The sequence below is a fragment of the Synechocystis sp. PCC 6714 genome, assembly GCF_000478825.2.
In the GTDB taxonomy this organism is placed as follows: Bacteria; Cyanobacteriota; Cyanobacteriia; order Cyanobacteriales; family Microcystaceae; genus Synechocystis.
Map to the genome: position 1 here is coordinate 752,273 of NZ_CP007542.1, position 13,375 is coordinate 765,647.

The following is a 13,375-nucleotide window of genomic DNA, read 5'->3' on the forward strand; positions in this document are numbered from 1 at the left end:
ATAAATCCAGCCTCCTATCCTACCATGGTCGCCGGGGTAGGACGAAGGTTAACTTGCTTTTTGCAAAATTCCTGACTAGAGTTAGGAAAGCTAAAGAGTAGTCCGTCGGATCTTAAGCGATCATTTTTGACCTTGCCATAGACTTTTATGCGTGATTTACCCACCCCGGAAGCACCGGAAGTGACCAATGCTGCCCCAGCGGAACCACCACCGACCTATGTCAAGTTGGCCATGCGTAACATGGTGCGGAAAAAGGGCAAATCCCTAACCCACTTTTTCCTCTCCGCCAGTGCTCTCCTTGGTGTGTTGGTGGGTATTTCTTACCTGACCCGTTAAGACCATGGCCCCTACCTCCCTAAACCAAATTGCGGTGGAACTCAGCCTACAAACAGAATTGGCTGGTTTGGCTGTGTCTGGTTGGGTAGGGGAGTTATTGGCCAATCCGTGGCAGGAATGGTGTAGACGCTGGTTGGAATCTCTAGCGGATGATCTGCCCCCCGCCCCCGGCTATGAAGTTACCCTGTTACTGACCGGCGATCGCCAAATCCAAGAGTTAAATCGGCAATTTCGTCACCAGGATAAGCCCACCGATGTCTTAGCTTTTGCCGCCCTGGAAGGGGATTTTCCCTTAATAGAATCCGAAGAAATGGGGGAACCCCTTTATTTGGGCGATATAGTGATTTCCCTAGAACGGGCTGGCCACCAGGCCGAAGAAAGGGGCCACAGCGCTGGGTTAGAGGTAATCTGGCTAACCGCCCATGGACTGCTCCACTTGCTTGGTTGGGATCATCCCGATGAGGCCGCCCTCACCGCTATGCTGTCCCAGCAATCCCATTTATTAACCTTAATCGACCAAAATCCTCCCCTATTCACCTAAAACTTGAAACTTGTAATCCAGGTTACATAGGAGAATTTTTCTGTCGACTACACTGCTCGGAGTCGTAGCTCATGAAATCGGTATATCCCATGTCTTCCCCATCCTCGGCGGTTTTTGCTGATCAGGGTTTATCCGGCAAGGCTAAGCAGACCCAATCCTCTCCCCCCTTGGCTCTGGTGGTGGCTGCCCCCAAGCCCGGCCCTAAAAAGCCGTTGAGAAAAAATGCCTGGCAGGTGGCCCCCAATCTGTTGGTGAGTTTTCGTTACGCTTGGGCTGGGGTTCGTTATGCTTTTGTCACCCAGCGCAATTTTCGTATCCATACATTTATGGGGATGGCGGTTATCACAGCGGCCTTTCTGTTGCATTTAGCGGCGATCGCCGTAGCGGTGTTGGCCCTGACCTCTTCTTTGGTGATGATTTTGGAGTTGTTAAATACAGCTTTAGAGTCGGTGGTGGATTTAACGGTGGGGCAGTCCTACCATGAACTTGCCAAGATTGCTAAGGATTGTGCGGCCGGAGCAGTATTATTGGCGGCGATCGCCTCGGTGATAGTGGGGGGATGTTTATTATTACCACCACTGCTATCCTTGATGGTCTAATCCCCATCCACATTCGACGGCAAAGGAGCATCCCAGTTGATTCTGGTCATAGATAACTACGATAGTTTTACCTACAACCTCGTTCAGTATTTAGGCGAATTGGGGCAAAAGTATGCCGTGGCCAAGGATCTGCAGGTCTATCGCAATGATCAGATCAGCCTTGAAGAAGTAAAATCTCTCCAGCCCGATGCCATTGTCATTTCCCCTGGCCCTGGCCGTCCCGATGATGCGGGCATCTCCTTGCAGTTAATTGAAAAACTGAGTCCCTCCACGCCCATTCTAGGAGTCTGCCTGGGACACCAGAGCATCGGTCAGGTATTCGGAGGAAAAGTGGTGGCCGCCCCAGAATTGATGCATGGCAAAACGTCCCAAATCTACCATCAACAGCAGGGGATTTTCGCTGGTTTAACTAGTCCATTGCAGGCAACCCGTTACCACAGCCTGATTGTTGAACGGGAAAGTTTGCCCGACTGCCTAGAAGTTACTGCTTGGTTAGTGGATGGCATGGTGATGGCCTTTCGGCACCGGGATTATCCCCACGTGCAGAGTGTGCAATTCCATCCCGAAAGTATTCTCACCAAGGAGGGGAAACAAATGCTGGAAAACTTTTTGCAGGGTCTCGGTTAGGAACTTTCCTCGAAATTTTTCCCGAATCAGTCAAGGTTTAACCATCAACCAACTCACCCCCATTGCTCCATGGCATTCCTAGCCCCAAGGTGATAGGCTGGGTCAGTGTTTTTGGGTACGCTAGTCAACCTTTAAATTATCTATGTCTGATACACAAAATACCGGTCAAAGCCAAGCCAAGGCCCGGCAGTTGCTGGGTATGAAGGGGGCTGCCTCGGGAGAAAGTTCTATTTGGAAAATTCGCCTCCAGTTGATGAAGCCGATCACCTGGATTCCCCTTATCTGGGGGGTGGTCTGTGGGGCCGCTTCTTCCGGGGGATATGTTTGGTCTGTGGAGGATTTTCTCAAAGCCCTCACCTGTATGTTGTTGTCCGGCCCCTTAATGACGGGTTATACCCAAACTCTGAACGATTTTTACGACCGGGAAATTGACGCCATTAATGAACCCTACCGCCCTATTCCTTCGGGGGCTATTTCGGTGCCCCAAGTGGTGGCGCAAATTTTAATCCTGTTGGCGATGGGCATTGGTGTTGCCTATGGTCTGGATGTGTGGGCCCAGCACGATTTTCCCATTATGACGGTGCTGACTTTAGGGGGAGCTTTTATTGCCTACATTTACTCTGCTCCACCATTAAAGCTAAAGCAAAATGGTTGGTTGGGTAACTATGCTTTGGGAGCCAGTTACATTGCTCTGCCTTGGTGGGCGGGCCACGCCTTGTTCGGTACCCTCAACTCCACCATCATGATCTTGACTTTGATTTATAGCTTGGCCGGTTTGGGCATTGCCGTGGTCAATGATTTCAAAAGTGTGGAAGGAGATCGCCAGTTGGGGCTAAAATCCTTGCCGGTAATGTTTGGCATTGGGGCAGCAGCTTGGATTTGCGTGATCATGATCGACGTTTTTCAAGCGGGCATTGCCGGTTATCTCATCTACGTTCACCAACAGCTTTACGCCACCATTGTTTTGCTGCTGCTTATTCCCCAGATAACGTTCCAGGATATGTACTTTCTCCGCAATCCCCTGGAAAATGATGTTAAATACCAAGCCAGTGCCCAGCCATTTTTGGTCTTTGGCATGTTGGCCACTGGGTTAGCCCTCGGCCATGCAGGGGTTTGAATTCTGTAGCTGAAAGGTTAAATCACGCTCCAAAAGCTGCCAATTCCAGGCCCAGGAAGCCAGTAAACAAGCAGGCCAGGCCTGGTTTTTCTATCCAACGGGGGAAATGATTTGGTAAATTCCCCCGGGCGATCGCCGTCCTAAACCTAAAGGGGATTAACCCGCACCACATTGCTCTGGTCAATATTGAACCATTCTTGCAATAGATCGTGGTTTTCTGTGCTAGAGATTACCTCATCCACAAAGCGCTTCCAGTCCCGATCGCCCCTGGGCAGAATACAAGCATAAAGTTCCGTGGTGATCGGTTGATAGGGTCCCAAAGCATATTCTGAAGGGGTCTTTCCTTGCTTCAGCAGTTCCCCCACCAACAAAATGCCATCACTGACCACGGCGGTTACCTGGCCTGCGTCCAATTGGGCAATACCCTCCTGACGGTCTTTCACCGGTACCCATTTAGCCAGGGGATAAATCTGGGGAATAATGTCAAACGTAGTGGTGTTTTCAATGTAGGCAATGGGAATATCTTCTAGGGTGCCATTGATATTAAAATCGTCCGCGTTTACTTGCTTCATAAGAAACTTGGCCCCAGAAATGAAAAATGGAGCCGAAAAGTCCACTAGCTCCAACCGCTCCTGGGTAATGGTGGTGGCTTCACAAACTATATCCAATTCGCCGCTGGCGATCGCCTGAAAACGATTCTCAAGGGTGACTGTATTTAAATCAACGCTAATGGTCTGGCCCGTTTCTTCCGCCAATTTCAAGCCAATTAAAGCCATTAAATCTACTCCATAGCCCTCTAGCTCCCCATTAGGCAGTTCAAAACCAAAGGGCACTGCATCGGAACGGGTCCCAACCCTTAATTCCCCTGTGCGGGCCACCTTCTCCAACACCGTTTCCGCTTGGACCGGGGCGATCGCCATTAAGCCAGTGGTAAAAGTCAAAGCTAGCAAAGCAAAAGCACTTTTGAGCAACATAAATTTTAATCCTTAAATCCGCTTCAATTGACCAAGGGTCGGTCAAGGCTCAGGGTAGCGCAATTAGTTTGCTTCGGCCCAGAAAAATTTTACAGTCCAGAATAATATCCAGACGCGTTGCTAGAGAACCAGACCTCAGAAAGTGCTCTTATGCAACTTTGCTAACACATCATAGGCCCTGAAATCCCCTGCCCGTCGCAGAAATCTAAGGCGATTTTCAATTAATAATTTGGCATCCGCCCTAGTGATGGGTTCAAACTGAGTATTGTTGGGGGTAGTTTTTACCAAAAAAAACAACCTTTGGGCGTAAAGGGTAGTGAAAATTTCCTGATTATCATCCAAAAAACAGATCTGATACAAAAGCCCGAAGGTCGGATGGTTAAGGTAAATTTCGTTACTCATTGAGATCGGAGAGTTAGGGCAGGGATGAATTGCCAACTAGGGATAGCTATCACTGGCTAGAGAGTAATCTTACCCCGTCCTGTCTCTCCTTAAGCCTCTGGGGTCAATCAATCTAAAATTTGCTGTAGTTTTTGATACGACACAAACTATGGGATTTAGGAACGAGGGGGAAGGGGATGTACCTCATCTTGATTTTTGAAGTACATAGATTCTTGCGGAGAATCTGATATCGGCACCAACGGTTTCATACTGCGGATAGCGCCTAGGGCTTCCTTGATCATCACCGCAGAAGGAACGGCCACAATTACCCCCAGTAGTCCACCGATTCTTGCTCCGGTCAACAGGGAAATTAGTACCCAAAAAGGATTTAGTCCGGTCACACTCCCCAAAACCCTGGGGGCAATACCATTTTCGACAATTTGTTGGATCACCAACGCCACCGCCAGAAGTTGTAATGCCATGCCAATGTCCCGTAGAGCTACGAGAAAGGTAACCAGCACAATGCCCACCGACCCACCAAAGGGAATCAGGGCCATCACCCCCACCGTTAGGCCAAATAGTAGACCAAAGGGGACTTTGAGTAGTAAGAATCCAGAAATTAGCCCCAGGGCCATGCAAGTGGCAGAAACTAATTGGCCAAGAAAATAATTTTGGAAACTGCGGCGCAGGGTATCGGAAAAAGGCTTTTGAAAACGCTCCGGCAACCAACCAATGATACTTTGCCAAACATCGTCCGTGTGTAGGAGCAAATAAAAGGTCAAAATTATTGTTAGCAGTACGTCGAGCAAACGTACCACAGTGAACACGGTGAGGCTCAAAGCTAGGTTTAAGGTACTACCGGCAAGATTCTGCAACTCAGCGGCTAGGCGGCTATTAATTTGGGGAATTAGTCCGTCAAAGTTAACTGGCCAACCGAGAATTTCGGCTTTTTGATCCAGCAACACCAACTGTTTTTGCCCTGAATCTAGCCAATCTGGCAAACGGGCTACCAACTGTTGAGCCTGGGAAAGGGCTAGGGGAATGAGGGTCACCCCCAGGGCGGTGAAAATAATTAGGGCAGTGAGAAAAACGAAGCTGGCGGCCACAAATCTTTTAGCCCCCTGTTTTTCTAGCCAAGCCACTGGGTAGTTAAGCAAAAAAGCAATAACGGAGGCTATTAAGCTAATGACAAAGAGAGATTCAAAATAGCCAAAAATGGAGGATAGGGCCCGGGCATTGAGCACCATCAGGGGTGCCCCCAGTACTAACACCAATAGGCGGGTGAGGGCATTGAGGGAATTCCACCATTTGAACAACCAATTTTGGGACGGGGGATTGGGATGATTGTTGGCTGGTTCTGTCATAGTGGGCGGTCCCATGGTGAGCCTCGACACATTGGGTCGTGGGGAATGTCAAATCTTGGAGGTCAGGGGCCATTTAGCCTTCATCATCTGCCTCAGTCCAGAGTTGTAAAACCATTGCCATTGGGGGGAAAATCGCCAGAGGAGAGTGGTAAACACCCCACAGGTGAGGGAAAGCCCTAGCAAGATGAAGGTAACTGGGGTGACGACTCCTATGGTGAACCAGGAGGCAACGTGGAGCCCCATCACTCCGCAGGACGCTAAGGTAGCAATGTAGGCAGTATTAACTGACCAGCGGGGTTGACCTAGGGAAATTAAGCCTGCACAGATTGTAGTGCAAAGCAAAATTGAAGGTACGAGAAAGGCGCAAATACCAACGCAGTTGCCCCGAGAAAAATCAGCTAACCAGTTAATCAAATTCATACTCTCAAAAAAACACATTTAGTGGCGATCGCCCACAAGCCCGTGCCGCCCATTATATAGCAACAGCCCAAGGAGGGCATGGCCACCATCGGGGGGAAAGTGGCGCTGAGGAAATGAAAAATTGAGATGCTTAAGGTGGTTTTTGCTATGGTTGTCAGAAAGGACAAGCCGGGATTGAGAACCAATTCTTCGGCCAACTTCGGTAAAGTTTCAACTTCATCCCCCCCTAACTCCCCATGGATACAAACGACTGGCTAAAACAACTCTTGATGATTGGCGTTGGCACCACCACCCTAGTGGCAGAGAAACTTAGTGACGTGAGTGAACAATGGGTGAAAGAAGGAAAAATCAATGCAGACCAAGCCACCGCCTTTGTGGATGATTTGATGAGCCAAATCAAAAGCGAGCAGGGACAAATTGAGGCCAACTTGGAAAGGCAATTGCGTAACATGCTGCAGGATTTGGGTTTACCCCGTCAGTCAGAGATGGACGAGCTCCGCGGCAGAATCGATCGCCTAGAACGGCAAATCCGGGACCTGGAAAACCAACGTTGGCGCTAAGCTTGGGCAGTAACCGCATTGTCACCCCCCAACCTAGGAATACGATGATAGAGCCTATGGAGAATAGGGAACTCGAATCCCTGACCTCTGCGGTGCGATCGCAGCGCTCTACCAACTGAGCTAATTCCCCGAACTGACCCTCCATTCTAACATTCGATGCTGTTGTTCGTCATCTGCTTCAATTTTGGTCTAGCCCTAGGCAATATATTCCTAGCAGTTAAGCTTTACTCGGTTTACCGACAATTGCAACGATTAACTAAACGGTTAGATCATTGGGAACACTGTTGTCACAACCTTTTTGCCCCTGCCCCGGCAATGTTGTCCGATTTTACCGCAAAGAATCGACAGATACGTCAAAAGTACCATCTTTTCTTAAAGCGCTGGTCTATGGTCAAGGGAATTTTACAAATTTGGCAATGGAACAATGGAAGTCTTTGGTGGGTTAATTTGGCCAATGAGTAGGGAAAAATACCATGGCCGTAGACCCAATTTTGGGTCAATCAGCTGAGTGCCAGTAATTTCTGATTATCGTCGCAGTAACCCTAAAACAATCAACCCATCAAGAAACTATGAAACCCAAAGTGGCGATCGCCTGTCAAGGTGGGGGCAGTCAAACTGCTTTCACCGCTGGTGTGATGAAGGCTCTGTTCGAAAACAACGTCCAAGACCACTTCAATATTGTTAGTTTAAGCGGTACTTCCGGAGGGGCAATTTGTGCCTTACTGATTTGGTACGCCCTCAAGAAAAAAGAAAATCCTGTTTGGCAAAGATTGCTAGACTTCTGGCAGGATAACACTGCCCAAACCTATCAAGAAAGATTTTTCAATGATTTTGTCATTAGATCCCTAGAATTGACTAGCAAAGGCATAATGCCCCAGTATAGCGTCACGCCCTACTCTCCCCTAGCTCAAACTTGGTTAACCTCTGCCACCCAGGGATTAAGAAGTCGTTTTACTAATCTAGAAGAACTTTTACAAGCCCATGTTGATTTCCCAGAATTGACAAGTTGGGGCCAGCAATTGGAACCGCCTATTCTGTTAATTGGAGCCTGCAATATCCTCACCGGGAAGTTACATAAATTTAATTCCCGTCAAGAGGCAATTAAAATAGAGCACTTGCTTGCTTCCGCCTGTGTTCCTAACATTTTTCCCACCGTTGTGATTGAAGAAAAAGGAGAGAAAAAAGCCTACTGGGACGGACTATTTTCTGACAATCCCCCCATTCGCTCTTTATATCGCAGAGATTTTGTTGGCATTGAGAATATTCCCCAGGAAATTTGGGTAATTAAGATTAATCCTACCCAAACCGACAAAATTCCCACGGAAGCTGACGACATTGCCGATCGCCGTAACGAGTTGGAGGGAAACGTATCTCTATTTCAAAGCCTGGATCAGATTGAGTTTCTCAATTACCTATTTTTAAAAGGAGCTTTTAAAGAAGAATTTTTACAGGAAACTGGCATTAAAGAACCATTTAAAATTCCCAAATCATTCCCCGAAGATTGCGATCAACCTTACCATATCCCTGCCATCGAAATGTCATCAGAATTAGCTAAAAGTTTAAACTACGAAAGCAAGTTAGACCGCTGTCCTGAAAACATCAATCGATTAATTGCTGATGGAGAAAAGCAAGGAAAGCAATTCATCGACGCTAGATTTAAACAAATGGGTATTGATTAGGTCTGAATAGACATGAACAGAAAAGTGAAAGTCTTAATTCTAGGGTTGATAACGACATTTTGCTTGATTTTCATTACCCCTATTGTGGCGTCCCCAAATATTGCTTCCCCCCAAATCAGTTCTTCTCCTGACCTTTTATAGTCGTTTCTAGTAAGACTGAGGCAGTCAAATTCACCGAAAAGCTTGTCAATAAAGACTTGAGCAGTCTCGAAATTATTTGAAATGACTATAGTCGGGAATCGCACAAGCCCTACACTATCCTCCCTGTGGTGTATCTAGATTGTCCCTGCGAAAATTGAATCTTATTGCCCACTTAGCCACCCTATAATTGTGCCAAAATCAAGGCAGTCACCTGGTCTACCATCGGATTTCCATCTACCGTCAGTAATTTTTGTTTGCCGGCATAATATTCCAAAAGATGGATCGTATACTCACGGAATCTACCAATGCGGGTGGTAACAGCTTCTGGATGATCATCAAAAAGGGAGCGGTTCAGGGAACGTTCTAGCATGGCCTCTTCGCTGATTTTCAGGTATAAAGCCCAGTCTAGGGGTTGGGCCAAATCTTCCAGTAAGAAATCTAATTCCTCTGCTTGGAAAGCAGTGCGGGGATAGCCCTCCAAAATCCAGCCCTGGCTAACATCTTCCTGGACTAATCGTTGTTGGACAAATTCGATCATCATTGGATCGGGTAATAATTCCCCTTTTTCCATATAGGGTTTGGCCTTAACTCCCAGGGGAGTGGCACCGGCAATGGCCTCGCGCAGAATCCCGCCCATGGAGATCAATGGCAAATTCAACTGTTGGCTAAGGTTGTGGGACTGGGTACTTTTCCCCGCCCCTGGGCCGCCGAGCATGACTAATCGCATAATTATGGGTCTGGTTTTTGGTGAATTTGATAGGTTTGATTAATGGTTTTATGCACACTCTGTCCGGTTACTTAGGTTGGGGCTAGAATTTGTTGAGCAAAGTTTTTAATTGGCTAAAGTAATTTTTCTAGACCGTAAACCAGACCTTTGAGTTCTACTACTTTTCGGATGCCCAGGAGTACCCCCGGCATATAGCAGCCCCGGTCGGTGGTGTCGTGGCGAATGGTGTAGAGTTGCCCCGGTGAACCGAATAATACTTCTTGATGGGCGATTAATCCCGGTAAACGAATGCTGTGGATGGGAATTTGCCCTGGCCCCAATCCCCCTTTGGCTCCAGCAATAGTTTCCTTTTCTTCCACGGCCGCTGGGTTAAAGGTTTTTCCCATTTCCGCTAACATCTGGGCGGTTTTAATGGCGGTGCCGCTGGGAGCATCGGCTTTCTGATTATGGTGTAATTCAATAATTTCCACATGGTCAAAGTACTGGCAGGCCTGGACGGCGGCCTGTTGCATTAACAGCACTCCAATGGCAAAGTTGGGGGCAATCAGACACCCCGTACTAGCTTTTTCGGCAAAGTCTCCCAGGTCTTTGATTTGTTGCTCACTCAATCCGGTGGTACCCACCACGGGCCGCACCCCATAGGCGATCGCCGAACGGACATTGTCATAAACACCACTGGGATGGGTAAAATCCACCATTACCCCTTGAATTTTTTCTTGGGTGGCCAACACCAACACACTCTGGAGATCGGCAAGAACTGGCACCTCCAAAGGGCCAATGCCCACCACTTCACCAATGTCTTGACCTTGAAGACTGGGATTATGATCCACTGCTCCCACTAACTGAAGATCTGGAGCCTGGGCTACGGCTTTAATTACTTCCCGGCCCATTTTTCCGGCCGCACCGTTTACTACTACAGGAATTAAATCATTGCTAGCCATAATTGCCCCAGCTTTACCCAATTACTCAATTAATTAACCTTCTCTATTGTTGGGCAACGGTTAACCCAGGGCAAGCATCGGATGGTTTCAGGAAGAGAAAAGGGAAACCGCTATTTGCTCCCGGATGCGATGGAGATCTTCCCTAACCCGGAAATCCTCCAGTCGTTGGATTACCTGGCCACGGTTAAAGAGAATCAGAGTGGGAAGATTTTTCAAGCGGTAGGCGTTGGCTAAATGCAGATTGACATCGGCATTAACTTCCACACAAACGAGTTGTTCTCCCCATTCCCCGTGGAGGCGGTTGAGCAAAGGTTTAACAAAGTGACACAGCCCACACCAGGGAGCCCCAAAGTAAACCAAAATCGGCTTTGGGCATTGAAGAACGAGATTATCAAAGTTGTCTTCGTTAACGGCTAGCATGGGCTTATTTCTAGCGGACTGATCCCTTATTCCCCATGCTACAACCATTTTTGCCCCCAAAGGGAGGAATGATCCCAACTGATCCCCCTTGGTTCAATGGCTCAGACGACGGGCGATCGCCGTTTGCCAGGTTTCTGCCATGGCGGCTAAATCAGAGTCAATTAAAACTGTATTATCGGAGGTTAAAACAGTTAGGTTAGTGCAAGAGGAACCCACAACGCCCAGCTTTTGCCAGTGATCATTTAAAACCCCTTGTAGATAGTTTTCCCACACTGATTGGTATTGGGCATCAATGGAAACAATAATCCGACTGGCTGATTCCCCAAACAGTAATTGATCTAAGCGTTGCTCATTGGCATTAATCATCACTTCCGCCCCTAAATTGGCGCTGATACAAGACTCGGCCAAGGCCACCGCCAATCCCCCTTCGGCACAATCGTGGGCCGAATTTAACCAACCTTGGCCAATGCCATGGCGACAGGCTTTTTGCACTGCTTTTTCCAGATCAAAATCCAAGCTAGGGGGTTGGCCCGCCACTGTTTGATGGATAACGGCTAAATATTCTGAACCTCCCAAAACATTCTGGGCATTGCTACCTAATAAGTAAATTAAATCCCCTGTTACTTGCCAACCTTGACCAACGGTTTTAGTTAAATCAGGAATTAACCCCACCATGCCGATTACCGGGGTGGGATAAATAGGCTGGGGTTTCCCCTCCCCATCCAAGGTCTCGTTGTAAAGACTGACATTACCACCCGTAACAGGTGTACTTAAGTTTTCACAGGCTTCGGCAATGCCTTGGCAGGCGGTGGCCAATTGCCAATAACCGACGGGATTTTCTGGGCTGCCAAAGTTTAAATTGTCGGTCACGGCTAGGGGTTCTGCCCCCACACAACTAAGGTTACGGGCCGCCTCTGCTACGGCCAGCTTTGCTCCTGCATAGGGATGAAGATAAACGTAGCGGGGGTTACAGTCGGTGGTGGCGGCCACGCCAATGGTACAGTCCGCCGGATTTGCATTGATGGGGCGAACACGGATAACAGCGGCATCGGCTCCCCCAGGCAAAAGAACCGTATTATTCTGGACTTGATGGTCGTATTGGCGATAAACCCATTGTTTGGAGGCAATATTAGGGGTATCCAAGAGTTGTTTTAAAACATCGTTCCAACTCAGTAATTGACCATTAATTTCAATGCCCTGTTGCTGTGCCATGGGTAATTGATCCGCTTGCCATTGCCATGCCTGTTGGGCGTAATCCGGAGCATTTTCCGGTAACTGTCGATGGTAAACAGGGGTATTATCAGCCAGGGCCGTAGCGGGAATTTCCGCCGCAATTTCTCCCTGGAAAAAGATCCGCACAATGGGGTCCGCAATTACTTGCCCCGCCACCACCGCTTGCAAGCCCCAACGATGGAAGATGTCGATTAATTCCTGTTCCCGTCCCGGTTGGGCCACAAATAACATCCGTTCCTGGGACTCAGACAGTAAATATTCGTAGGGCACCATCCCCGTTTCCCGCACCGGAATTTTATCTAAATCCAATTCGATGCCTACCCCACCCTTGGCTGCCATTTCCGAAGTGGAACAGGTAATTCCCGCCGCTCCCATGTCCTGGGCCGCCACCACTGCACCACTTTTAAAGGCTTCTAAACAGGCCTCTATTAAAGATTTCTCCAAAAATGGATCCCCCACCTGCACCGCTGGGCGATCGTCCATGGATTGATCCGTTAGCTCGGCACTGGCAAAACTGGCTCCCCCCATGCCATCCCGCCCTGTGGTGGAACCGACATATAAAACTGGATTGCCTATCCCAGAAGCCCCGGCTTTAACAATTTCTTCCGTTTCCATTAGACCCAAAGCCATGGCATTGACTAGGGGATTACCGGAGTAGGCAGGGTCAAAGTAAATTTCTCCCCCCACGGTGGGTACTCCAACTGCATTTCCGTAATGACTAATGCCATCCACAACCCCCATGAAAATGCGTCGATTCCTGGCATCGTCCAAATTGCCAAACCGCAAAGAGTTCAAAATGGCGATCGGCCGGGCTCCCATGGTGAAAATATCCCGCAGAATGCCCCCCACTCCGGTGGCCGCTCCTTGGAATGGCTCCACTGCGGAAGGATGGTTATGGGACTCGATCTTGAACGCCAGCCTCAGGCCATCCCCCAAATCCACTACCCCAGCATTTTCTCCGGGGCCGACCAAAATTCTTTCTCCAGTGGTGGGAAATTTGCCGAGCAAAGGCCGGGAGTTTTTGTAACAGCAATGTTCTGACCACATCACCCCAAACATCCCCAACTCGGCTTTATTGGGATGGCGGCCGAGCCGTTGCACAATATCTTCGTATTCTTCGGGCTTAATACCTTCAGCGGCAATTTCAGCGGGGGTAAAAGGGGCAGTCATAAAAATAGGAACGAAGGGGTTGGGCACTCCAGGCTCATTTTATCTGACATTGCCGAAAAACAACCCGGCTAGATGGTTCGAGGTAGAATGTGCCTAGTGTCCAAAGGGTTTGAAATCCGAGCCCCAACCCGGACTACCCTTTTAA

At 48.5% G+C, this 13,375-nt stretch carries 16 protein-coding genes and 1 tRNA gene; 8 read left to right on the forward strand and 9 right to left on the reverse strand.

Annotated elements, in window-relative coordinates; all coding sequences use genetic code 11:
• Positions 1 to 147 precede the first annotated feature (147 nt).
• From D082_RS03385 to chlG, 5 genes are all read left to right on the forward strand, one after another.
• Positions 148 to 336: a DUF3285 domain-containing protein gene (locus D082_RS03385; protein WP_028946401.1), complete on the forward strand. Its 189-nt coding sequence runs from the start codon at positions 148 to 150 to the stop codon at positions 334 to 336.
• A 4-nt stretch (positions 337 to 340) separates the two neighbouring features.
• Positions 341 to 877 (forward strand): rRNA maturation RNase YbeY, encoded by a 537-nt coding sequence (ybeY, locus tag D082_RS03390; protein WP_028946402.1) that lies wholly within the window; start codon positions 341 to 343, stop codon positions 875 to 877.
• Positions 878 to 948: 71 nt separating this feature from the next.
• Positions 949 to 1,476: a diacylglycerol kinase family protein gene (locus D082_RS03395; protein WP_028946403.1), complete on the forward strand. Its 528-nt coding sequence runs from the start codon at positions 949 to 951 to the stop codon at positions 1,474 to 1,476.
• 36 nt (positions 1,477 to 1,512) lie between these two features.
• Positions 1,513 to 2,103: an aminodeoxychorismate/anthranilate synthase component II gene (locus D082_RS03400; protein ID WP_028946404.1), complete on the forward strand. Its 591-nt coding sequence runs from the start codon at positions 1,513 to 1,515 to the stop codon at positions 2,101 to 2,103.
• Between the two features lie 142 nt (positions 2,104 to 2,245).
• Entirely contained in the window at positions 2,246 to 3,220 is a 975-nt protein-coding gene (gene chlG / locus D082_RS03405; RefSeq protein ID WP_028946405.1) for a chlorophyll synthase ChlG, read from the forward strand.
• A gap of 146 nt (positions 3,221 to 3,366) precedes the next feature.
• On the opposite strand, the gene D082_RS03410 is transcribed toward chlG, so the two are convergent.
• From D082_RS03410 to D082_RS17300, 4 genes are all read right to left on the reverse strand, one after another.
• Positions 3,367 to 4,194, reverse strand: a complete 828-nt coding sequence (locus tag D082_RS03410; RefSeq protein WP_028946406.1) for an amino acid ABC transporter substrate-binding protein — start codon at positions 4,192 to 4,194, stop codon at positions 3,367 to 3,369.
• A gap of 135 nt (positions 4,195 to 4,329) precedes the next feature.
• Positions 4,330 to 4,596, reverse strand: coding sequence for a transcriptional coactivator PipX (pipX, locus tag D082_RS03415; RefSeq protein WP_028946407.1), 267 nt, complete (start codon positions 4,594 to 4,596; stop codon positions 4,330 to 4,332).
• Positions 4,597 to 4,751: 155 nt separating this feature from the next.
• Positions 4,752 to 5,939: an AI-2E family transporter gene (locus tag D082_RS03420; RefSeq protein WP_028946408.1), complete on the reverse strand. Its 1,188-nt coding sequence runs from the start codon at positions 5,937 to 5,939 to the stop codon at positions 4,752 to 4,754.
• Positions 5,940 to 5,987: 48 nt separating this feature from the next.
• Complete coding sequence (locus D082_RS17300) at positions 5,988 to 6,359, reverse strand: hypothetical protein (protein WP_238546812.1); 372 nt, start codon at positions 6,357 to 6,359, stop codon at positions 5,988 to 5,990.
• Between the two features lie 236 nt (positions 6,360 to 6,595).
• On the opposite strand from D082_RS17300, the gene D082_RS03435 reads away from it, so the two are divergent.
• Positions 6,596 to 6,919 carry a phasin family protein gene (locus D082_RS03435; RefSeq protein WP_028946410.1) on the forward strand — a complete coding sequence of 108 codons (324 nt, stop codon included), beginning with the start codon at positions 6,596 to 6,598 and terminating at the stop codon, positions 6,917 to 6,919.
• Positions 6,920 to 6,976: 57 nt separating this feature from the next.
• On the opposite strand, the gene D082_RS03440 is transcribed toward D082_RS03435, so the two are convergent.
• A tRNA-Ala gene (locus D082_RS03440) sits at positions 6,977 to 7,049 on the reverse strand.
• A gap of 26 nt (positions 7,050 to 7,075) precedes the next feature.
• Here D082_RS03440 and D082_RS03445 point away from each other — a divergent pair.
• Positions 7,076 to 7,381: a hypothetical protein gene (locus D082_RS03445; RefSeq protein ID WP_028946411.1), complete on the forward strand. Its 306-nt coding sequence runs from the start codon at positions 7,076 to 7,078 to the stop codon at positions 7,379 to 7,381.
• 107 nt (positions 7,382 to 7,488) lie between these two features.
• Positions 7,489 to 8,598, forward strand: coding sequence for a patatin-like phospholipase family protein (locus D082_RS03450; RefSeq protein ID WP_028946412.1), 1,110 nt, complete (start codon positions 7,489 to 7,491; stop codon positions 8,596 to 8,598).
• Between the two features lie 322 nt (positions 8,599 to 8,920).
• Here D082_RS03450 and D082_RS03460 read toward each other — a convergent pair whose 3' ends face one another.
• The 4 genes from D082_RS03460 to purL form a co-directional block, all read right to left on the reverse strand.
• Positions 8,921 to 9,466, reverse strand: a complete 546-nt coding sequence (locus D082_RS03460) for a nucleoside monophosphate kinase (RefSeq protein ID WP_028946414.1) — start codon at positions 9,464 to 9,466, stop codon at positions 8,921 to 8,923.
• Positions 9,467 to 9,579: 113 nt separating this feature from the next.
• The gene (dapB, locus tag D082_RS03465; RefSeq protein ID WP_028946415.1) at positions 9,580 to 10,407 is read right to left on the reverse strand and encodes a 4-hydroxy-tetrahydrodipicolinate reductase; all 828 of its coding nucleotides are present in this window, start codon (positions 10,405 to 10,407) and stop codon (positions 9,580 to 9,582) included.
• 87 nt (positions 10,408 to 10,494) lie between these two features.
• The gene (locus tag D082_RS03470; RefSeq protein WP_238546813.1) at positions 10,495 to 10,827 is read right to left on the reverse strand and encodes a co-chaperone YbbN; all 333 of its coding nucleotides are present in this window, start codon (positions 10,825 to 10,827) and stop codon (positions 10,495 to 10,497) included.
• Between the two features lie 93 nt (positions 10,828 to 10,920).
• On the reverse strand, positions 10,921 to 13,230 hold the full coding sequence (purL, locus tag D082_RS03475; RefSeq protein ID WP_028946417.1) for a phosphoribosylformylglycinamidine synthase subunit PurL: 2,310 nt from the start codon (positions 13,228 to 13,230) through the stop codon (positions 10,921 to 10,923).
• Positions 13,231 to 13,375: the final 145 nt, after the last annotated feature.